General features: G+C 42.3%; 16 protein-coding genes. 6 read left to right on the top strand and 10 right to left on the bottom strand.

Annotated elements, in window-relative coordinates:
• Positions 1-139 precede the first annotated feature (139 nt).
• Entirely contained in the window at positions 140-685 is a 546-nt protein-coding gene (locus tag ACM0OP_RS05015; RefSeq protein WP_414527290.1) for a GNAT family N-acetyltransferase, read from the bottom strand.
• A 241-nt stretch (positions 686-926) separates the two neighbouring features.
• Between ACM0OP_RS05015 and ACM0OP_RS05010 the strand changes: the two genes are divergently transcribed.
• The 3 genes from ACM0OP_RS05010 to ACM0OP_RS05000 all read left to right on the top strand — a co-directional run bounded on the left by ACM0OP_RS05010 (position 927) and on the right by ACM0OP_RS05000 (position 6,195).
• Entirely contained in the window at positions 927-4,166 is a 3,240-nt protein-coding gene (locus ACM0OP_RS05010) for a DEAD/DEAH box helicase (RefSeq protein ID WP_414527289.1), read from the top strand.
• Between the two features lie 170 nt (positions 4,167-4,336).
• On the top strand, positions 4,337-5,251 hold the full coding sequence (locus ACM0OP_RS05005) for an Rpn family recombination-promoting nuclease/putative transposase (RefSeq protein ID WP_414527288.1): 915 nt from the start codon (positions 4,337-4,339) through the stop codon (positions 5,249-5,251).
• A 110-nt stretch (positions 5,252-5,361) separates the two neighbouring features.
• Complete coding sequence (locus tag ACM0OP_RS05000; protein ID WP_414527287.1) at positions 5,362-6,195, top strand: SWIM zinc finger family protein; 834 nt, start codon at positions 5,362-5,364, stop codon at positions 6,193-6,195.
• Between the two features lie 4 nt (positions 6,196-6,199).
• On the opposite strand, the gene ACM0OP_RS04995 is transcribed toward ACM0OP_RS05000, so the two are convergent.
• Positions 6,200-7,747 (bottom strand): mercuric reductase, encoded by a 1,548-nt coding sequence (locus tag ACM0OP_RS04995; protein WP_414527286.1) that lies wholly within the window; start codon positions 7,745-7,747, stop codon positions 6,200-6,202.
• Positions 7,748-7,798: 51 nt separating this feature from the next.
• Positions 7,799-8,512, bottom strand: coding sequence for a TVP38/TMEM64 family protein (locus ACM0OP_RS04990; RefSeq protein WP_414527313.1), 714 nt, complete (start codon positions 8,510-8,512; stop codon positions 7,799-7,801).
• Between the two features lie 349 nt (positions 8,513-8,861).
• On the opposite strand from ACM0OP_RS04990, the gene arsM reads away from it, so the two are divergent.
• The 3 genes from arsM to argB all read left to right on the top strand — a co-directional run bounded on the left by arsM (position 8,862) and on the right by argB (position 11,917).
• On the top strand, positions 8,862-9,830 hold the full coding sequence (gene arsM, locus ACM0OP_RS04985; protein WP_414527285.1) for an arsenosugar biosynthesis arsenite methyltransferase ArsM: 969 nt from the start codon (positions 8,862-8,864) through the stop codon (positions 9,828-9,830).
• 48 nt (positions 9,831-9,878) lie between these two features.
• Positions 9,879-10,892, top strand: coding sequence for an arsenosugar biosynthesis radical SAM (seleno)protein ArsS (gene arsS / locus ACM0OP_RS04980; protein ID WP_414527284.1), 1,014 nt, complete (start codon positions 9,879-9,881; stop codon positions 10,890-10,892).
• A 131-nt stretch (positions 10,893-11,023) separates the two neighbouring features.
• Complete coding sequence (argB, locus tag ACM0OP_RS04975; protein WP_414527283.1) at positions 11,024-11,917, top strand: acetylglutamate kinase; 894 nt, start codon at positions 11,024-11,026, stop codon at positions 11,915-11,917.
• Between the two features lie 8 nt (positions 11,918-11,925).
• Here the strand turns inward: argB and ACM0OP_RS04970 are convergent, their stop codons facing one another.
• The 7 genes from ACM0OP_RS04970 to ACM0OP_RS04940 form a co-directional block, all read right to left on the bottom strand.
• The gene (locus tag ACM0OP_RS04970) at positions 11,926-12,360 is read right to left on the bottom strand and encodes a hypothetical protein (protein WP_414527282.1); all 435 of its coding nucleotides are present in this window, start codon (positions 12,358-12,360) and stop codon (positions 11,926-11,928) included.
• Between the two features lie 31 nt (positions 12,361-12,391).
• Complete coding sequence (locus ACM0OP_RS04965) at positions 12,392-13,981, bottom strand: iron uptake porin (RefSeq protein WP_414527281.1); 1,590 nt, start codon at positions 13,979-13,981, stop codon at positions 12,392-12,394.
• 14 nt (positions 13,982-13,995) lie between these two features.
• Entirely contained in the window at positions 13,996-15,018 is a 1,023-nt protein-coding gene (locus tag ACM0OP_RS04960; RefSeq protein WP_414527280.1) for a phosphotransferase family protein, read from the bottom strand.
• A 261-nt stretch (positions 15,019-15,279) separates the two neighbouring features.
• Positions 15,280-16,593: an aminoglycoside phosphotransferase family protein gene (locus ACM0OP_RS04955; protein WP_414527279.1), complete on the bottom strand. Its 1,314-nt coding sequence runs from the start codon at positions 16,591-16,593 to the stop codon at positions 15,280-15,282.
• Complete coding sequence (locus tag ACM0OP_RS04950; RefSeq protein WP_414527278.1) at positions 16,577-18,427, bottom strand: ABC transporter ATP-binding protein; 1,851 nt, start codon at positions 18,425-18,427, stop codon at positions 16,577-16,579. Before ACM0OP_RS04950 ends, ACM0OP_RS04955 begins: the two co-directional genes overlap by 17 nt.
• Complete coding sequence (locus ACM0OP_RS04945; protein ID WP_414527277.1) at positions 18,427-19,596, bottom strand: glycosyltransferase family 4 protein; 1,170 nt, start codon at positions 19,594-19,596, stop codon at positions 18,427-18,429. The genes ACM0OP_RS04950 and ACM0OP_RS04945 overlap by 1 nt, the downstream gene beginning before the upstream one ends.
• 11 nt (positions 19,597-19,607) lie before the next feature.
• Entirely contained in the window at positions 19,608-20,846 is a 1,239-nt protein-coding gene (locus tag ACM0OP_RS04940; protein ID WP_414527276.1) for a glycosyltransferase family 4 protein, read from the bottom strand.
• Positions 20,847-20,848: the final 2 nt, after the last annotated feature.

Here is a 20,848-nt window from a genome sequence, read left to right as displayed (position 1 = left end):
ATAAATATAGTTGGGGAGTGTGGGAGTGGGGAGTGGGGAGTGGGGAGTGTGGGGTGTGGGGAGTGTGGGAGGTGTGGGAGGTGTCTAACTTTTATAATCAGTTTATGTCCTAACGTCCTTGGCGATCGCTATAAATCGTTTAAACCAAAGCCCGATAGAAAATTAGCGCTTCAATTACCTGTCCGTCTGCTAGCTTAACTGCACGGGGAATATTGCCAATAATCTCAAATCCCAAGGATTGCCAAAGTTGCACTGAAGCTATATTAGTTTTAAAGACCAAGTTGAACATTACCGCTTCGTAGCCTAAACTGCTGGCGATCGCCACCATTGCTTCCCCCATAAACCTTCCCATACCCTGACCACGTAAAGCAGGTTGTACAATAAAACCAGCGTTGCAAATATGGCTACACATACCGGGGAAGTTAGGCTTTAAATAAAATGCCCCTAGCACATCTTGTGCCTTGTGTGTACCATCTTGAGCAGATGTCCTGACTACGAAGGCATCCTGACTCAACCAATAAGCTGCAAATGCCGTCGGGGACAGAGGTTGAGTTTGGGGGTAGGTTTTACCTTCATTAATTACGAGATTGATTAATGATCTCACAGCCTCCTCTTCTTGGGGTTTCATATAATCAAGTTCTACTGCTAAATTATTCTTTAAAACTTGATAAATAGGTAATTTCATTATTTTTTTTATGCTATTTTATTTTTTGAGTTTACCAGACAATCGCATCTTAAAAAGAATTTTAATCAATAAATATATTGTTACTTATAGGTAAATAATTACTTGCTTAGAAAGCATATATTGTATTATAATTACAATATTAAAATCCATCAAAAAACCATAGTAAAATATTATATTTTTTTGTTAATGACTATAAAAGTATTACATACTTTAGTTTAGCGAGAGTTTGAGTAATTAGCAGATGGCAATTTTACACGGCAATTGGGTACTAAAAAATCAGCAGAATTGTTTATTTATTTGGGGTGAAACTTGGCGTTCAACACGAGTCAATTTAGATGCTAGTGCATCCGAGATACCATTGCATCCCTTAGCAATGTCAGCAGTTGATTTGAGTGAATGGTTGAGTTCTCAAAATCTTCCCATTGCTAACTTAATACAAGAAAAGCAAGCTGCTGTAACCGCTAGTGGTCGAACTCGTAAAACTAAAGTTGCTAGTCAAGCCAACCTGCCAACTCAGGCTCAAATTATTGTTTTACCTACTGAGATTTCCGAAAATAATCAGCAACAAATAGAATTTATTTCGCCTGTGCATTCTGCTAGTGTGGGAGATAAAATCAACTCACCCCAATATCTCCATCCCTGGCGAGTAGAGGGTTTTTGTCTTAACCCCAGTGAAGCGATCAAACTTCTCGCAGCTGTTCCCTTAAATGCCACTAGGGAAGAGAATAGTATATTTGCCGGAGACTTACGTTTTTGGTCACAGGTTGCCCGTTGGAGTTTAGATTTAATCTCCCGTTCTAAGTTTTTACCAAGCATCCAACGCCAATCTGATAATTCTATTGTTGCTAAGTGGCAAGTATTATTAGACAGTGCAGTTGATGGCACGCGCTTAGAAAAGTTTGCAGCGAAAATGCCTTTGGCTTGTCGTACTTATCAACAGCAAGTGGATACTGGAGAAGAATCTTACCCATCGAAAATGTATGTAGATTTCCCCACAGAACCCCAGGAATTATTATTAGGATTTCTTCACAGTACAATAGATACCCAAGTGCGGGTAATGCTGGCTTCTCAACCTCCATTAGAAACCAGATTAATGGCATCATTACCATCGGTAGTTAGACAGTGGTTACAAGGTTTAACTAGTGCATCTTATACAGTGAATGCAGATGCACTAGCAGTAGAAAGACTAGAAGCGGCACTGAAGTCTTGGACTATGCCGTTGCAATACCAACTGCTAGGAAAACCTTTGTTTCGCGCTTGTTTTCAACTGCTACCTCCTGAGTCTGGAGAAACAGATTGGATGTTAGCATATTTTCTGCAAGCAGCAGATGATCCTAATTTTCTAGTGGATGCGGCCACTATTTGGCATCATCCTGTGGAACAGTTGGTAGATCAAAATCGTACCATCGATCAACCCCAAGAAACTTTATTGCGCGGGTTGGGGTTAGCTTCCCGTTTGTATCCAGTGATTGCGCCCAGTTTAGAAACAGAATATCCCCAATCTTGTCACCTGAATCCATTACAAGCCTATGAATTTATTAAGTCTGTAACTTGGCGATTTGAAGATAGTGGTTTGGGGGTAATTTTGCCTCCGAGTTTGGCAAATCGGGAAGGATGGGCGAATCGTTTAGGTTTAAAAATCACTGCTGAAACCCAAAAGCAACAACAGGGACGCTTGGGTTTACAAAGTCTGCTGAATTTTCAATGGCAATTAGCAATTGGTGGACAGACTATTTCTAAAACTGAGTTTAATAAACTTGTGGCTTTAAATAGTCCACTGGTAGAAATTAATGGAGAGTGGGTGGAATTGCGATCGCAAGATATTAAAACTGCCCAGACATTTTTTGCTAGTCGTAAAGACGAAATGGCACTGTCTTTAGAAGATGCGTTACGTCTCAGTTCAGGCGATACCCAAGCCATTGAAAAATTGCCTGTAGTCGGCTTTGAAGCATCGGGAATATTGCAAGAGTTAATTGGGGCATTAACCAATAATCAAACCATCGCACCCCTACCAACACCTACTAACTTTCAAGGAAATTTACGACCTTATCAAGAAAGAGGGGCGGCTTGGCTGACTTTCTTAGAACGTTGGGGTTTGGGTGCGTGTCTAGCTGATGATATGGGACTGGGTAAAACCATTCAACTAATCGCTTTTCTCCTCCATCTCAAAGAACAAAATGCACTGAAAAATCCCACTTTACTGGTTTGTCCCACTTCCATTTTAGGTAATTGGGAACGGGAAATTAAAAAGTTTGCCCCTAGCCTTAAAGTTTTACAGCACCACGGCGATAAACGTCTTAAAGGTAAGGCATTTGTAGAATCAGCAAAAAAACATGATATTCTGCTTACCAGTTACTCACTAATTCATAGAGATATTAAATTTTTACATAGTCTTGATTGGCAGGTAATCGTATTAGATGAAGCCCAGAACATCAAAAATGCTGAATCTAAACAATCCCAGGCAGTGAGAGAATTAAAAACCACATTTCGTATAGCTTTAACAGGGACACCAGTAGAAAATAGACTTCAGGAATTATGGTCTATTTTAGATTTTCTTAATCCTGGTTATTTGGGCAATCGTCAATTTTTCCAGAGACGTTTTGCTATGCCAATTGAAAAGTATGGTGACACGGCATCTTTAAATCAATTACGGAGTTTAGTACAACCCTTTATTCTCCGTCGCCTGAAAACAGATCGTGATATTATTCAAGACTTGCCAGAAAAGCAAGAAATGACAGTTTTTTGTGGTCTTGCGGCTGAACAAGCTGCACTTTACCAACAAGTTGTAGAAGCATCTTTAGCCGAGATTGATTCTGCTTCCGGTGTGCAACGGCGCGGGATGATTTTAGCTTTACTGATTAAACTTAAACAAATCTGTAATCACCCAGCCCAATATTTAAAATTAGCCACATTAGAACAACATAGTTCTGCCAAACTGCAACGGCTAGATGAAATGTTAAATGAGGCTTTGGAGTCAGGAGATCGGGCTTTAGTTTTCACCCAATTTGCTGAATGGGGAAAATTATTAAAAGCTCATTTACAGCAAAAACTGGGTCAAGAAATATTGTTTTTATATGGTGGTAGCACGAAAAAACAAAGAGAGGAAATGATTGACCGTTTCCAACACGATCCCCAGGGACCTCCCATTATGATTCTTTCTTTAAAAGCAGGCGGTGTAGGTTTGAATTTAACCAGGGCTAATCATGTATTCCATTTTGATAGATGGTGGAATCCGGCGGTGGAAAATCAGGCTACAGATAGAGTATTTCGCATTGGTCAAACGCGCAATGTGCAAGTACACAAATTTGTCTGTACTGGCACATTAGAAGAAAAAATTCATGACATGATTGAAAGTAAAAAACAATTAGCGGAACAAGTAGTTGGTGCTGGTGAAGAGTGGCTAACGGAAATGAATACTGACCAATTGCGTGATTTACTCATACTTGATCGCAGTGCCATAATTGAAGAAGATGAAGTTTAATGCATTAGAAGTAGGTTGGGTTAAGCACAGCGCAACCCAATGCTGCCAATGATGTTGGGTTTCCTACAATATTTTGCAACATTTTTAGATGACCACGCCACTACGTGTTTATCAGCGCCAAGGGCAGGCTACGTCAACAATAATCAAATAGTAGTCCTATAGATAACAAGATGACAGTAAACATAGACCATGACCGCTTGTTCAAAGAACTAATATCAAATTTTTTCATAGAATTTATAGAATTATTCTTTCCTCAAGTTCTCGAATATATAGATACTACATCAATTACATTTTTAGACAAGGAAATATTTACAGATGTCACCGCCGGAGATAAATATGAAACAGACCTAATAGTTAAAGTTAAATTTTTAGGTCAACCTTCTTACTTTGTGATTCATATTGAAGCCGAGTCAGGTGCAAGACCGAAATTTAATCAAAGAATGTTTCGTTATTTTGCGAGATTAGATGAAAAACTGGACTTGCCAATATATCCGATAGTTATATTTTCCTACGACTCACCGAAAACCGTAGCCGTAAATAACTATCAAATCAACTTTCCTGATTTTGAAGTGCTAAAATTTAATTATCAAGTAGTGCAACTGAATCAACTCAACTGGCGAGACTTTTTAGCTCGTCCAAATCCAGTGGCATCGGCTTTGATGTCAAAAATGAATATAGCACCGGAAGATAGGCCTAAAGTCAAAGCAGAATGTTTAAGGTTGTTAGTTACCTTAAAATTAAATCCAGCAAAAATGCAATTGATATCAGGTTTTATTGACACATATTTGAGATTGAATAAAATAGAGGAAGAGAAATTTAAATCAGAAATAGGTACATTAATCAAGGAAGAGAAGGAGGAAGTTATGCAAATTGTAACCAGTTGGATGGAAGAAGGAATTGAAAGAGGCATTGAAAGAGAAAAAAATTTAATTATCCGTCAAATTAATAAAAAACTTGGGCAAATTGATGGAGAATTAGAAACCGAAATTAGAAGTTTAAATATAGAAGTTATGGAAGCTTTAGGAGAGGCAATATTTGATTTAAATACTGTAGAAGATTTGCAAATTTGGTTAAATAATGCATAACAAGTTGAAAGTAGTAGGCATGGCTTACCATAAGCCTTTTTTTATAAACTGAGATCATTTTATTCCTAGTATTTTAGTTGTATACCTGAACCAAATTTTTGCATCTATTTATGAATAACGAAACTTTGCAAGCAAGCCGTGAGTGGTGGTCGCAAAAGTGGCTAGAGTTACTGGATTCTTATCGGTTTAAAAAGCGTTTAGAACGGGCGAGAAATTATTCTCGTCAAGGAAATGTTTTGAATATTGAGTTTAAAGGGGCAAAGGTATTAGCTAAAGTTCAAGGTAGTGAACCTGATCCTTATAAAGTTTCTCTTGCTATTGACCATTTTAGTGAAGAGGAATGGGGTTATGTGATTGAAACTATGTCCCAAAGAGCAATTTTTGCAGCCAAGTTGTTGGCGGGGGAAATGCCTCAAAATATTGAGGAGGTGTTTACAGCCAATGGTTTGTCTTTGTTTCCTTTTACACTATCTGATGTTCACAGCAAATGCTCTTGTCCCGATAAAGCCAATCCTTGTAAACATATTGGTGCTGTATACTATCAGTTAGGCGATCGCTTTAGTGAAGATCCTTTTGTATTGTTTCAATTACGGGGACGCACTAAAGAGCAAATTATCAGTGATTTACGTCAACTACGGGGTGCTAAGTTAGAAGTGACAGCGCCTCCCACACCTGAGATTAAACAGCCGACTCAGCCATCATTCTCTGTAAATCTGGGATCTTTTTGGGAATATCAAGAACCCCTAGAGTCTTCTTTAGTAGTAATTACGCCTTCCGGTAGCGAAACAGTATTAGATGTTTTGGGGGCGATTCCTTTAGGAAAAACGGAAGACGATAGCCTAAGTATAACTGCTGGTGATGTGGTGACGAAATCTTTAGATACGGTTTACAAACAGGTGAGTCAGCAGGCCATGTTAGCTGCGATGAATCTGGGAGAAGGCTAACTCTTCAAGAAAACTTGGTTAACCATCGTAAAATGCGTTTTGATGTTGGCGTTAATAAAGTCCGGCGATAAGCATCTGCGGCTTTTTTAATCGCTTCGGCTTGAGTGGGGTAAGGATGAATCACACCAGATAACCCATTTAAGCCCACTTTATTGACAATGGCTGTAGTTATTTCGCTAATTGTTTCACCAGCATGACGAGAGACAATTGTTGCACCTAAAATTTGGTCAGAACCTTGTTTGTGGATGATTTTCACAAAACCCTCTTCTTCCCCATCTGCGATCGCCCGGTCTACACTACTAAAAGGAATCTTAATCGTATTAATATCAAAACCCTGTTTCTCAGCCTCCTGTTCATACATCCCCACATGGGCAATTTCTGGGTCAGTATATGTCACCCAAGGCATAACTATATTACTAAGTTTAGCGCGTCCCAAACCAAAGGGAGAAAATAGAGTATTTTTAATCACAATCCGCGCTGCTGCATCAGCCGCATGAGTAAATTTCCAATTCATGCAGATATCCCCTGCGGCATAAATTTTGGGGTTCGTTGTCTGGAGATAATCATTAACTTTCACCCCCTGGCGTTGGTCAAATTGTACCCCAACCACCTCTAAATTTAAACCTTCCACATTCGGTGCGCGTCCTGCACCAACTAAAATCTCATCAACAATAATTGACTTTGGAGAACCATTACTGACGAAGTGGATCAGCTTTCCTTCTGGGGTGGTTTCTACACTGGTGATTTGGCTATGTAAAACCAACTGTATTTGTTCTTGAATAAAACGATTTTGGAGAATTTCTGCGGCTTCACTATCTTCTTTATTTAAGATGTGAGCATCCTTATGAAACAAGGTAACTTGAGAACCCAAACGTTGGAAAGCTTGAGCCAATTCACAACCAATAGGGCCACCACCAATTACTGCCAGACGTTGAGGAAGTTCAGTGAGAGAAAAGACTGTTTCATTAGTGAGAAATCCAGTTGATTCTAATCCCTTAATCGATGGTCGCACGGCTCTAGCACCAGTAGCAATCACAGCTTTTTTAAAGGAAAGTTTCTGATTACCAACTTCAATAATATTATTACCTGCAAAACGACCGCTACCTAAAAAAATATCTACTCCCAGTTTTTGAAACCGATGAGCAGAATCATGATCACTAATACCTGCTCTTAAACGGCGCATCCTTGCCATTACCGCCGCAAAATCAACGTCTATTTTTCCTAGAACATTAATTCCTAAAGCCTTAGCTGACCACATTTCCCCCACAACGCGAGATGAACGAATAATACATTTTGAGGGGACACAACCGACATTTAAACAATCACCCCCCATCAAATGTTTTTCGATTAAAGCCACTTTTAAACCCACATCTAAACCTGCTGCACCTGCGGCTACAACTAATCCTGCCGTACCAGCACCAATTACCACCAAATCATAACAATCAGCAGGTTGAGGATTAACCCAATCAGGGGGATGAACATGAGAAATTAACTGTTGATTATACTCATCCATTGGGGGAAGAGTTACTTTTTCAAATCCAGAATTTGACATATAATATTTCCTACTCTAATAAACTCCAAAACTATCTGCGTTTATCTGCGTTTAATTATTTACTTCTTTATTTTCATGATTTTCAGTAGACTGTAACACTTGCTCCTCTAAAGCCTGACGCGCCACCTTAGTCACATAAATTGTCACAGCCACCGTAGCTATCAAGCCGATAATCCGAATCGCCCACTGTACACCGGGGTTATCTGGTTGAGAATCAGTCCCAATTGTAGCAATGTTACCAGCTAAGGAACCAATGTAAACATACATAATTGTGCCGGGAATCATCCCCACAGAACCCAGAAAGTAATCTTTGAGAGAAACACCCGTTACGCCATAAGCATAGTTTAATAAATTGAAGGGAAAAATCGGAGAGAGTCGCGTTAGCAAAACAATTTTCAATCCTTCCCTACCCACAGCTTCATCAATTGCTCTAAATTTGGCATTACCTGCTATTTTCTTGGCAACCCAACCCCTAGCTAAATAACGTCCCACTAAAAAAGCAGCTGTCGCGCCTATGGTTGCACCAATGAAGACATAAACCGAACCCATAACTACACCAAAGACAACACCCGCACCGAGTGTGAGGATTGACCCTGGTAAAAAGGCGACAGTAGCAATAATATACAGTAAAATAAACGCCAATGCCCCTACAGCACCCAGACTATCAATCCACTGTAAAGCATTTCTTAACCATAATTGGGGATGAAACCCAGAGGTATTTTGAGTAGCTTCTTGTCCCCAAGCTGGTGCGGCGGTAAATATCATAGCCACACCAAATATCACAAACATGAGTAAAGCAAATTTACCCAATTGTTGCCAATTTATAGTTGAGATATGTGCCATAGTTCTTTTGATGTTGGGGAAATATCAAATTAGTGATTGCAGATTGTAACATAAGTGATTTCTCTCTATAAAATAGTAGTGTTTAGGGCTTTTTTGCCTGAGTATACTAATTGTGTATTTCCCTTTTTTCAGGGGATAGCTTCCACTAGTGATGACAAACTTCTTTCTTTTGTGTTGTTTGCGGTTTCCTCATAATTCTGCCTAACTCCTGTAAGTCTACAAAGCCCCTGGGAATCACCAACATAACCACAAATACAACCCAAAAATTCTCATGACCTATTTAGAAACAACCGCTAACTTTTATACCGAAGTCGCCGAAACACCACAAATTGGATTATGTTGCGTCCAAAGCAGTCCTTTACAACTACCCGGCCTGAAAATTCCCACCCAGATGCAGGAAATGAACTACGGTTGTGGGACAACAGTTCATCCCACCGAACTAGCTAACGATCCCACCGTACTGTATGTAGGCGTTGGTGGTGGCTTGGAAGCACTGCAATTTGCTTACTTCTCCCGCCGTCCAGGGTCAGTAATTGCTATTGAACCAGTTGCAGCTATGCGGTCAGCAGCCATAAGTAATTTAGAACTTGCTGCTCAACAAAATCCCTGGTTTGAGGCAAATTTTGTGGAAATTCGAGCCGGAGATGCTTTTGCTTTACCAGTTCCCGATGCTTCTGTAGATGTGGTAGCACAAAATTGTCTATTTAATATTTTTAAACCAGCAGATTTAGACCTAGCTTTACAAGAAGCCTTTCGAGTTTTAAAGCCCAACGGACGCTTAATTATGAGCGATCCCATTGCAACTCGTCCCATTCCCGAACACCTGCAAAACGATGAACGACTGCGGGCTATGTGTCTATCGGGAGCCATGACCTACGAACAGTATATTCAACATCTGGTAAATGCCGGCTTTGGTCAAGTAGAAATCCGGGCGCGTCGTCCTTACCGTCTCCTGAATCGTCAAAATTATGGTTTAGAAGCAAATTTGTTGCTAGAAAGTCTTGACTCAGTGGCTTTTAAAGTACCAATTCCTGAAGATGGAGCTTGTATTTTTACAGGTAAAACCGCTATTTATACAGGAATAGAACCATTTTTTGATGACCAAGCCGGACATATTCTACAATCAGGAGTACCTGCGGCGGTATGTGATAAAACTGCGGGGAAATTAGGTGCATTAAATACGGAAGAAATACTAGTTACAGATTCAACTTGGCATTACAACGGTGGTGGCTGTTGTTAGTTATTCTACCGGAATCAGTTTTTTTGTAATAGAGAATGAAAATTAAGCATGGTTCAACAAAAAGTAAGTCCTTTATCTTTAGATTCACTGGTAACACCTTTTAGAAAAAAGCTAAATGAACCCTTATCTAAACATAAGATTACTGTTTTACAAATAAATTTGGGTAAACGTTGTAATTTAGCTTGTAGTCATTGTCATGTAGAAGCTGGCCCCAAACGTACTGAGGAACTTTCTCCAGAAGTTTGCCAACAAATAATTGCCACAATTGAGAAATTCCCCCAAATTCAAACCCTAGACCTGACAGGTGGCGCTCCGGAAATGCTGTATGGTTTTAAAGCAATTGTGGAAGCGGCACGAACTCATGGAAAACAGTTAATTGTGCGCTCTAATTTGACGATTTATTTTGTCCCGGATTTTGCAGATATTCCCGAATATTGTGCTAAAAATCAGGTGAGAATCGTTGCTTCTTTGCCTTGCTATCTCTCTGATAATGTGGATAAAATGCGGGGAAATGGTGTGTATGATGCTTCAATTTCCGCGTTGCAATGGCTAAACCGTCTGGGCTATGGTCAAAACCCTAATTTAATTCTTGATTTAGTTTATAATCCTCAACTTCCCACTCAAGATAAGTTTGCTTTAACGCCCAACCAAAGTAATCTGGAAAAAGATTATCAGGTATTTTTGAAAGAAAATTTTGGTATCAATTTTAATAACTTATTCGCCATTACAAATCTACCTATTGGTAGAACTAAGTTGTATTTAGAACGCCAAGAACTTGACAAACCTTATCTTCAGTTTTTGGAATCTCATTTTAATTCTACGACTGTCGAGCATTTAATGTGTAGAAATGAACTTTCTATTGATTACTTAGGTAATGTCTATGACTGCGATTTTAATCAAATGGAAAATCTGCCGTCAAAAACTCTCACTGGTGAAACTTTAACTGTGGGTAAGTTGTTAGCTGCTGGCACATTAGATTTAATTGAGGAAATCAGAACGGCAAATTACTGTTACGGTTGCACTGCTGGATGTGGTTCTAGTTGTGGTGGGACTTTAATTTAATTGGGGATGCTGATCATGGTTAACTATGCGCTGGGTTATGAGAGGTTAGGTTTCACTGAATTTTTGCCAGATTGTTGCAGGGGACAAATTATTTTACACTGGCTAGATATGTTTTATAGCTATAGCCCTTAGTGATGGATAACGATTCTGAATACATCAGACAAACGGATGCTACTCGTGTACGTGTGCTGAGTGAAGCACTACCTTACATTCAACAGTTTGTGGGTCGCACGGTGGTGGTTAAATATGGTGGTGCGGCGATGAAGGATAGCACCCTGAAAGATAAGGTAATGCGGGATATTGTCTTTTTATCTTGCGTTGGTTTACGTCCTATTCTGGTGCATGGCGGTGGCCCAGAAATTAATAGTTGGTTAAATAAGCTGGGTATTGAAGCACAATTTAAAAATGGTCTACGGGTGACAGATGCAGCCACTATGGATGTGGTGGAGATGGTTTTGGTGGGTCGGGTGAATAAGGAAATTGTGTCCCTGATTAGCCAGGCTGGGGGTTTGGCGGTGGGACTGTGTGGTAAGGATGGTAATTTGATTACCGCCCGTCCCCAGGATCAAGAGGGTATCGGTTTTGTGGGGGAGGTGAGTGGTGTCAATATTAAAATTTTGGAAGCTCTCTCTAGTAATGGCTATATTCCGGTAGTTTCTAGCGTGGCTACAGACGAGAAGGGACAGGCTTATAATATTAACGCGGATACGGTGGCGGGGGAAATTGCGGCGGCGTTGGGTGCAGAAAAGTTAATTTTGTTGACTGATACGCCGGGTATTCTTAAGGATTATAATGACCCATCGAGTTTGATTCCGAAAGTAGATATTCGCCAAGCCCGTGAGTTGATTGCTAATGGTATTGTTAGTGGTGGGATGATTCCCAAGGTGAATTGTTGTGTGCGATCGCTCGCCCAAGGCGTAAGCGCAGCACATATTATTGATGGTCGGATTCCCCACGCTTTACTGTTAGAAATCTTTACTGATGGTGGTATTGGTAGTATGATTCTGGGTTCTCAGTTTACCTAGAATTGGATCTATCTGCTGTAGAAAAAAATCACAGATCCCCCGGTTGCAGGAATACGCTGTCTGGAATACATTATTCTGCCCTGTCCCGGCCTTCTCAATGGTTGACGAGGCCGGGAATAATTATTCAGCACTGGATTAAATAAGTGAGAGTTGCGAATTAGGGGATTATTTACACCAGAATTACGACCCACATTCGGCTTAAATATGGGATAAGACTGATAATGGCGATCGCTGCGAGTTGGCATTAACCCAGTGTTGGGGTTGACAGGCATGGGTGTAGAAATGGGGCTACCATAAATAAAAGAACCCACAGCAGGTTGCTGATGAATTGTCCCAGAGTTATTGATTATGGGGAAACTTTGGGCAGATGCTGGGCTGAGGGTAGCGCCAATTAAAGAGCAAATTATTCCTGTTACCAGGGAATTGAGGGTAAAATTCTTCATTATCAAAGCGGTTAAAAGTGCAAAATCTGGTTTAAAAACTTAATGTAGTCCGAATAGTTCCCACATAGATGGGATGATTACTGGCATTATTTTCTGGATGCAGCAATATAAACGCACCGGGTGTAATAGCAATGTTATCGGTGATTTGCCAAAGATAAAAGCCTTCTAAATGCAATGTAGCATCCGACTCGCGATCGCCATATTGATTTTGGGTAACTCGTAGGGGTTGACCTGCAATTACTCCCAGTATATTTCCTTTTCCTCCTAGATCCTTCAAACCCAGCAGCACAGCCCAGGTGAAGAGATCAGCTTGAGGATTGTTAGTTAAATCTTTGGCGGTTGCCTGAATGTATCCAACTCGGCCGCCGATTGTCAAGTTAGGACTGACATTTATTGAGGCTTCTGCACCAAAGGAATTGGCGATGATGGCATCCGAATCATCCTCAAAGGGATCGCTGGCCAAAGCGCTGCTAGTACCTGTATCCAGACCGTTAAACGATCGCACGTATGTGAGACTGAATCGAGCCAAATCTGTGGGTTCAATTGTCGCTTGGGCGATCGCTGCGTAAGGACTTTGGGCAATTCCCACTTCCGGATTGGTTGCGCCTCTGGCTATGTATCCCATTTCTAATAAAATGTCATCACTGAGTTCATAAGCCAGTCCCACACCGGGAACGCTACCCTGTCGGCGGATGGGATTCTCACGGGCTAACAGAGAAATTGCGCCATCGCCGCTACCACTAAATAGGGGATTAACTGTACTGACATAATCACCTAAGCCACCACCTACAAGACTAACAGAAACCTGCGCTCGCTTGCCAATTTTAGTTTCGTAGTCCAGGCGGTCAAGTTCAATCTTCTCGTCAGTGTTACCATCAAATCCCAGGTTAGCCATTTGGGTTCCCGTCACATCTTCAAACTCTGGAATATTGCGAGATTGCAGACGCATCCGTAATCGGTCAGAACCACTAAAGCTAGTCGTAAGTTCCAGTCGGACGCGATTGCTGAAGACAATGTTGCTATCAATAGATTCATCACTATCATCTACTCGGCGATTCCCACCTACTCCAGCCAGAGCAAAAATTGCTTCACCTTCCAATTTTGTGGTAGGGGAAAACTGCTGCGCTATCAGGGTGGCGTTACGAGTTTCTAAATCACCCACCTGTTGCTGTATAGTTGCTATTTCTGAGGCAAAATCCCTTTGCAGTCGTTGCAGTGTAGCCAGATCCTCAGACTCGACGTTTTGTTGATTAAGTCGAGCTAAACAGGTAGACAAAGCCGCCGCAAATTCATAACGATTCAGAGGGCGATCGCCCCAAGAAGCAGGGGAGCAGGGAGCAGGGAGCAAGGGAGAAGACTCAGACAGAGTTTGTACTTCGCCACAGTTGGGGGCTTGTTCCCCTCTGTTTCTTCGGTAAGTACCATCTGCATATCCGATAATACAGTTATATTTATGGGCTAAAGATTCCAACGCCTGAACAGCCCAATCATCGGGATTGAGATCCGATAGTTGGGAAACAGATGGACTATTAATTGGGTTTGGAGTTATTTGCTCATTGGCGATCGCTGGTGACATACACAAAGCTACCATTGCCGCCAGGGATAAACTTATTTTTCTCATAGACATCAGCGCAGTCACACAAATTTAAGCAATGAATTTTCTAGCCGTTGTTCACATAGTTCTAAAATCGTTTCTGTAAAAGGCTGGCGATTCAGAAATTGGGTACTTAAATAGATGTGTCGGACTAGGGTGAGAGTTGTGTAAACATCAATAGAGTGATGAAATTTTTCCCCATTGAGTTGGAGAAATTGGTCTGTTAAAGCCTTCTGTTGTGGGGTTAGGACATCTGCATTGCCAAAAGTGCGTAGTCCTAGTTCAATTAAGTGTCCGTTAAAGTTACCAATATCCAGAGCGGGATCGCCTCCAGTATAGAGATCAAAATCTAGTAAATAAAGCCGTGAACCATCCACCAGCACTTGATCTGGATAGAAGTCACGATGAATACCATTAAATTGAGGATCAGTAATAGTCGCAGCTAGGCGATCGCATCCTGCCAAAACTTGCTTTAATCGTTGTTGCCAATGGGGAAACTTTGGGGCGACTTGAGCCAGGCGATCGTGTAAAATATCCAGTTCATCGGAGATGCTATAGGTGCGATGCGGCACAATAAAGGTTTGATGCAGTTTATGAACCGCCTGTGCAATTCTCCGGGAAAGTTCTAAACCTTGAGTTTGAGTCAGTAAACTTGTGGCGGTGACACCAGGAACCTTACGCTGAAGCCACATATTCCATTCGGGAATCATCCCCATAGTTTCCGGGACAGAAATACCATCTGGACTATCGTCGTGAAAACCTAGCTTCCAGAGTATCTTTTGTAGTTGATAACTGGACTGATCTAGCCCTTTTCCTCGGACTTTACCAATCCAGGTCATTTGCGAAATCTGACTAGCTTCCTCGATAATTACGTCATACTCAATCAAACAACGGCGCTGTGGTTTATATCGAATTACGCGAATCTCTTGTAATTGTAATTTTTGATAGGGGTTCAACTGAGTTTGAAATCGCTGTTGCACCTGCTGTGGATCAAGGGCAGATGTTAAAAAACTCAGCTTTGGATCATTAAGAACATGGAAAAAATCGCTGACAGAAATAGACATATTAACAATTCAAAATTCAAAATCAAAGACATTTTTAGAGGAGAATTAAAACTAAAAACTTCTGCATTTAAGCCTATATATATCTCTCTCTTTCTTTCTTCTCTTCGTGTCCTTTGCGTCCTTTGCGTCCTTTGCGGTATGCGCTGCGCGCACGCTACGCGTTAGCGGAGCTTTCGCTTTAGCGATACGTTCAAAAAATTGACTTTGACCAAGAGTTTTAGCCTTAACTGAATCGGATTGAATTAAAACCGAAGCAAAACATTAAGCTGGACAATAAAACTGATCACCTGGAAGTTGATGGATCAATTTTTCAATACAACATAGTATGGTGTCGATTTTTTCTAACCAATCAAATTCACAATAACGAAACGGCTCAGATGCTAATCGCAGCAGTGCAATGGCAGTATAAACTTGAATCCAGTAGTCTGAAATTAGCTCAGGTGCAGCAGTACGATATCCAGCAATCAGAGATGCTGAGAGTTTTTCCCGTTGCTCAGTAGACAGCAATCCCCGCAATTCAGCTTGGATTAACTTGGCAATAAATGAGCCTAAATCAGTTGCTGGATCGCTGCGGACAGCACAATCAAAGTCAATAAATGTAATGTCGTTTGTGGTGGGATTCAATAATACTTGTTCTGCATTAAAGTCACCGTGAATAGGAAGATTGATGGGAGGTGCATTCAACAACGCTATGGAAAGTTGCACAGCGATGGTTTGAATCCGATGTTTCCACTGAGGACACAGCCAGCTTAAATCAGAGGACAGAAGGAGCAAATTTTTGGCTTCATCGCTGCGGGACAGAAAATTAAGATGTTTGGCAGACTGTTTGTGTAGTTGAGCTAAGAAAATTCCTGTTTGGGTAATTTTTTCCCAATTAGCCTGGGAAGTAGTTATTAAATCGGATAAGGGAGAAGCATTAATCCAGGGAAAAACTAGGAAGCGATCGCCTTGGCAGTGTGCCAGTTTTGGTAAAATTTGTAACTGGGCAATGGAGTTAAAAGCATTGGCGTTGATTTGTGCTTGTTGATAGTTCTTATTGGTGTAGGCTTTAACAACAGCTAGCTTTTGTTCTCCCACACACAGTTGAGCAACATAGCGACGTTCCGGTTTATATCGTAGGGTTTTCAATGTCCCCTGTGAGACATCGGGGTGATCAGGTAAGAGTTTTTGCAGTATTTCCTGACGCGATCGCGGATCAAACAATTTTGGCAGTTGCTTGAGAGCGTTATCATTGGGCAACACAGAGAAAATAATTCCTTCTTGTCTGAAAACGGTGCGTCCAATGCCACAATCTTGAATCACTCCCGGCCGTTGGTAGTATTTTTCCAGTTTTTTCTGGCTAGTGACAGCTTTAGCGTATGCTAGAACGGTTGTTTGAGCGATGGTCAATTCATAGCTGACGATACAATTTGTAGCAGGTTTATAGCGAATGTAAGTTTTTTTTACCTGGCTCAAATCAAGATCAGGAAACTGAGAAATTAAAGCCGCAGCCAAAGCATCTGTGTCCAGCAGTAGACCCAATCCCACGAGATCGACATCACGCCGCACCAAACGATGATCAGCAGGTGATAGCATCAGTATCCTCCTGGGGTTGCTCACTTTCAGTTACTTGTAAACGGTAGAGGGATGCATAACGGTCATTGAGTTGCATTAACTCAGCATGGGTTCCCCGTTCTACCAAGCGTCCTCGTTCCATGTAAAGAATAAAATCGGCACGAGCAGCCAGCTCTAAATTGTGAATAATTAAGAAGGTTGTGCATCCTTGAGCCAGTCTGTGTAATGCCTCTAGGACTTCTTGCTCATTCTCTTTATCCAGTCCGGTGGTCGGTTCATCCAAAATTAAAATCGGCGCTTGACGGATAGCTGCACGAGCGATCGCAATCCGTTGTCTTTGTCCACCGGAAAGGGTTACGCCTCGTTCACCTAGTACCGTGTCATAGCCTTGGGGTAGGTTATTAATAAACTCATGGGCGTTAGCTAATTTTGCCGCCGCGATCGCCTCTGCTTCTGTGCTGTTAGGGGAACCGTAGGCGATGTTATCCCAGACACTGGCGGCAAACAGTAGACTATCTTGCAAAACCACGCTAATTTGCGCCCGTAGTGACTCTAGGGTGTAGTGGCGAATATCCTGTCCATCAATTAAAATACCGCCTTGGCTGGGGTCATACAACCGCAACATCAGGTTAGCTAAGGTAGATTTACCACTACCGGAATGTCCCACAATCGCCACTTGCTGTCCGGGCTGCACCACAAAGTCAATACCTTGCAGCACCGGATGTCCTGATTCGTAGGCAAAAGCCACTTCCGCAAATTCCACAGATCCAGCAAATTGAGGAGCAGGTTTAGCTCCAGGCAAATCATATACTTCGGGGGTTTGATCCAGCAAATCAAGAATGCGATCGCCTGCGGCTGAGGCTTTAGCCAATCTTCCGGTATATTTAGCAAAATCGCGCACGGGTTTGAAGGCGTTTTTCAGATAGGTGAGAAACACTAATAAATCCCCCGGTGTGAGAATATTACTCAATACCAGTTCTGCTCCCCGCCACAATACCAGGGCGGTTGCACCACCAATCAGCACATCCACTGTCCGCTCCAAATTTGCCGCCAGTCGCTTGGCTTTCACGCCTTCGTTGAGATTCTTTTGATTCTGTCCCGTGAACACAGAAGCAAACTGATTTTCCAAAGATAATGCTTGCACAATTTTAATCGCAGTCATGGACTCCGCCGCCGTAGCTGCCATTGCTCCTTCCTGGCGACGCTGTTGCTGAGAAACTTCGCGGATGCGACGACTCAGCCGCACTGTGAAGAACCAAAATAAGGGAATCATTGCCAGTGCTAACAACGCCAGTTGCAGATTTAGCCAGAACATGATGCCCACCATGCCCACCAAAATCAGACAATTGGCTAGGAGAGGTAACAATGCGGTGACAGCGATTTCCTGAAGTAAGCCCACATCACTAATCACCCGTAAGGTTAAATCACCACTGCGGGCGCTGTTGTGGAACGATAAGGAAAGGGTTTGCAGATGGCAATATAGGACGCTACGAACTTCAGTCAGCACACGATTACCCACCAAGGCGAAACCCACTGTATTCCAATAGGCGGCCATACCTCTTAATCCCGCAAGAGCGAATAAGGCGATCGCCGATCCGATTAGCAGTGTGCGCGTATCCAGGGCTGCCACCGGGAAGGGAAAAGTATTCACCTCTGCGTTACTTCGCTCGGCAAAAATCTGATCAAAAACAAACTTGAGTGGTAAAGGTTCTAACAATCGCAACCCGATTTCACACAATAAGGCTGTCATGGAAATAACAACCAGTTTCTGCTGTTTGCGGATGTAAGGCCAAAATCTGTGCAGAATCCGCCCTATTCCTGGGATAACTTCTTGCAGCTTTTTTGGACGAGCCATTAGGTGCTTACCTCCAGCTGCTTCCAGGTTGGTATAAGGCTGAAAATCTTTTGTACAGCTTGTTTCCAGGTGTGCGATCGCCTTACAGTCTCCCTGGCATTTTCTCCCAATTGAGTCCGTAACCCAGGTTGTTCTCGCAGATAATCTAAGCAATTTGTTAACTGTCGGCTATTCCCTGGCTCATACAGTACCCCATTTACACCATCTTCAATTAGTGTGGAGATTTGCCCAATTTGACTAGCTACAATGGGCAATCCTGCGGCCATATATTCATAAACCTTGAGGGGGGAGAAATAGAAATTCCCATGAACAGGATAGGGTGCAACAGCCACATCCATTGAGGCTAGGTATCCTGGAACTGCCGATGGCGGTACTTTGCCAGTAAACTCTACTGCATCCCTAATACCACTATGAATCAGATCGGCTTCAAACTGCGATCGCTCCGGGCCATCACCGACAATTAACAAGCGGGTATGAGGACAGCGATGGTGGAATTGAACAAAGGCATCTAACAGTATCGGTAAGCCGTGCCAAGGCTTCATAGTACCCACAAAGCCAATTGTAAATTTGTTACTTGGTAAAGTCGGCGGCAGATGTCCGGAGAAGCGCTCCAAGTTAACACCATTGGGAACAATATGCACTTTGCCTTGAGTTTGGGGATAATTCTGGAGGTAATTTGCCACGCCTTGTGAGACTGCGATTAACACCGTCGCTGTACTAAACACCCGCCTAGCAACGGCTTCTGCCTCCTGGCGATGAGTTAAACCCCGGTGTGTAGCCTGCTCTGCAATTAACGGTGCATTTACCTCCAGTATCCCAGGAATACCCTGAGTGTGAGCATATTCCATGGCCGTAAAACTCCACAAAGAATAGCGTTCATAAACCAGATCAAATTTTCCCGCTTCTTCTAGACTCTGCCGTAAATCTTGGTTATGGGCTAATAACGCTTGTTCTCGCAATGCGCGATCGCCCTGGGGTGGTTTGGGTAGTTTGTGTATTGGTACAGATGCCAAATCAGAGGGGGGATTTCCGCCCCAACGCACGGCAAACAATTCTACTTCATACCCCTGTTGAATCAAAGTGCGGATGACTTCTTGGACATGAATGGAGCATCCTTTACAGCCAAATACCGGAATCCCCGGATCAGCACAAATATAGGCAATTCGCATTATCTCACCTCCTAAACTGTAACTGCTTTCACCGATGCCGCAGCGCGAAACACTGTTCGCAGTTGAGCTGCGTTACGATGGATATCAAATTCTTGTTCAATCAATTGTCTAGCTTGGGTTGCCAGATGGACTCGCAAGTCGTCATTTTCTAGCAGTTGGGCGATCGCATCTGCCAATTCTAAAGCATCGTTTTGTGACACCATTAATCCTGTTTCTTTGTGTCGCAGCACCTCTGGAATCCCGGTGACATCTGTAGAAATACAGGGGGTTCCCAATGCCATTGCTTCTAATAAAACTGTCGGTAAACCATCCCGATTACTGTCTACCCCAACGACACAGGGAGCAGCCAGCACCGCCGCCGACTGTACCAGTTTTACTACCTCGCACTGGGGACGAATACCCAGCAATTTCACCTGCTCTTGTAATCCCAATTGCTCAATCTGGGTACGCAAATTAGCTTCTTGTTCACCTACTCCCACAATCTCACAGGTGAAGGAAATCTGGCGCTCAACTAAAACTTGACAGGCATTAATTAATACTGCAAATCCCTTTTTCTCTACCAATCGCCCCACCGCCAAAATTTTGTGATCACGATGTTGGGGAGATGCAAATTGATATCGCTGCAAATCTAACCCGTTATAAATGCGCTGCACTTTTTGGGCTACTGCACCATAAGTTTGCTGAAGATAATCCAGATTGTAATCGCTGATGGTGATTGCTGCGGCGGCATCTGTCAATTTCTGCGAATATTCTGTCGATATTACGCTTTCATGAAAGATATCTTTGGCGTGGGTGGTAAAGGTATAGGGAATTTCGGCAAAATAACTGGCTAGGCGTGCGATGACTGTGGCTGAGGTGGCAAAGTGGGCGTGTAAGTGGGTGAAATTTTGTTGTCGCGCCATACAAGCTAACTGAATCGCTTTATGCACTCGATGCACGTCTTCGCTTTTAGCTAATTCCAGTTTTTGCCACAAATTGGGAATGATTTCACTGGCTGTGTTTAATACATTCCACAATGTACTGCCTCTGAGGTCGTGAGAAAATAAATAAGTGACAGGCGATCGCACCTGAGCAATAATGTCTTGAAAATATCCATCTAAGGGGGGATGGAGGGCAAAAATTTGTATTTCTAATCCAGCCGCTTCATGGGCGAGAATTTCTGAGACAATAAAGGTTTCAGAATAGCGGGGATAACGCTTGAGGACATATCCCACCTTGGTAGAATCGGTGACAGAGATCAATTTATTCATCT

It is taken from the genome of Nodularia chucula CCY0103, assembly GCF_963923915.1.
In the GTDB taxonomy this organism is placed as follows: domain Bacteria; phylum Cyanobacteriota; class Cyanobacteriia; order Cyanobacteriales; family Nostocaceae; genus Nodularia; species Nodularia chucula.
Note: the sequence above shows the minus strand (reverse complement) of the source record. Positions and strands in the feature narration are given on the sequence as shown.

Excerpts from the sequence above, each read along its gene's own strand:
- ACM0OP_RS05015 (WP_414527290.1), bottom strand. The coding sequence starts at position 685 with ATGAAATTACCTATTTATCAAGTTTTAAAGAATAATTTAGCAGTAGAA.
- ACM0OP_RS05010 (WP_414527289.1), top strand. The coding sequence starts at position 927 with ATGGCAATTTTACACGGCAATTGGGTACTAAAAAATCAGCAGAATTGT.
- ACM0OP_RS05005 (WP_414527288.1), top strand. The coding sequence starts at position 4,337 with ATGACAGTAAACATAGACCATGACCGCTTGTTCAAAGAACTAATATCA.
- ACM0OP_RS05000 (WP_414527287.1), top strand. The coding sequence starts at position 5,362 with ATGAATAACGAAACTTTGCAAGCAAGCCGTGAGTGGTGGTCGCAAAAG.
- ACM0OP_RS04995 (WP_414527286.1), bottom strand. The coding sequence starts at position 7,747 with ATGTCAAATTCTGGATTTGAAAAAGTAACTCTTCCCCCAATGGATGAG.
- ACM0OP_RS04990 (WP_414527313.1), bottom strand. The coding sequence starts at position 8,512 with ATGATATTTACCGCCGCACCAGCTTGGGGACAAGAAGCTACTCAAAAT.
- arsM (WP_414527285.1), top strand. The coding sequence starts at position 8,862 with ATGACCTATTTAGAAACAACCGCTAACTTTTATACCGAAGTCGCCGAA.
- arsS (WP_414527284.1), top strand. The coding sequence starts at position 9,879 with ATGGTTCAACAAAAAGTAAGTCCTTTATCTTTAGATTCACTGGTAACA.
- ACM0OP_RS04970 (WP_414527282.1), bottom strand. The coding sequence starts at position 12,360 with ATGAAGAATTTTACCCTCAATTCCCTGGTAACAGGAATAATTTGCTCT.
- ACM0OP_RS04965 (WP_414527281.1), bottom strand. The coding sequence starts at position 13,981 with ATGAGAAAAATAAGTTTATCCCTGGCGGCAATGGTAGCTTTGTGTATG.
- ACM0OP_RS04960 (WP_414527280.1), bottom strand. The coding sequence starts at position 15,018 with ATGTCTATTTCTGTCAGCGATTTTTTCCATGTTCTTAATGATCCAAAG.
- ACM0OP_RS04955 (WP_414527279.1), bottom strand. The coding sequence starts at position 16,593 with ATGCTATCACCTGCTGATCATCGTTTGGTGCGGCGTGATGTCGATCTC.
- ACM0OP_RS04950 (WP_414527278.1), bottom strand. The coding sequence starts at position 18,427 with ATGGCTCGTCCAAAAAAGCTGCAAGAAGTTATCCCAGGAATAGGGCGG.
- ACM0OP_RS04945 (WP_414527277.1), bottom strand. The coding sequence starts at position 19,596 with ATGCGAATTGCCTATATTTGTGCTGATCCGGGGATTCCGGTATTTGGC.
- ACM0OP_RS04940 (WP_414527276.1), bottom strand. The coding sequence starts at position 20,846 with ATGAATAAATTGATCTCTGTCACCGATTCTACCAAGGTGGGATATGTC.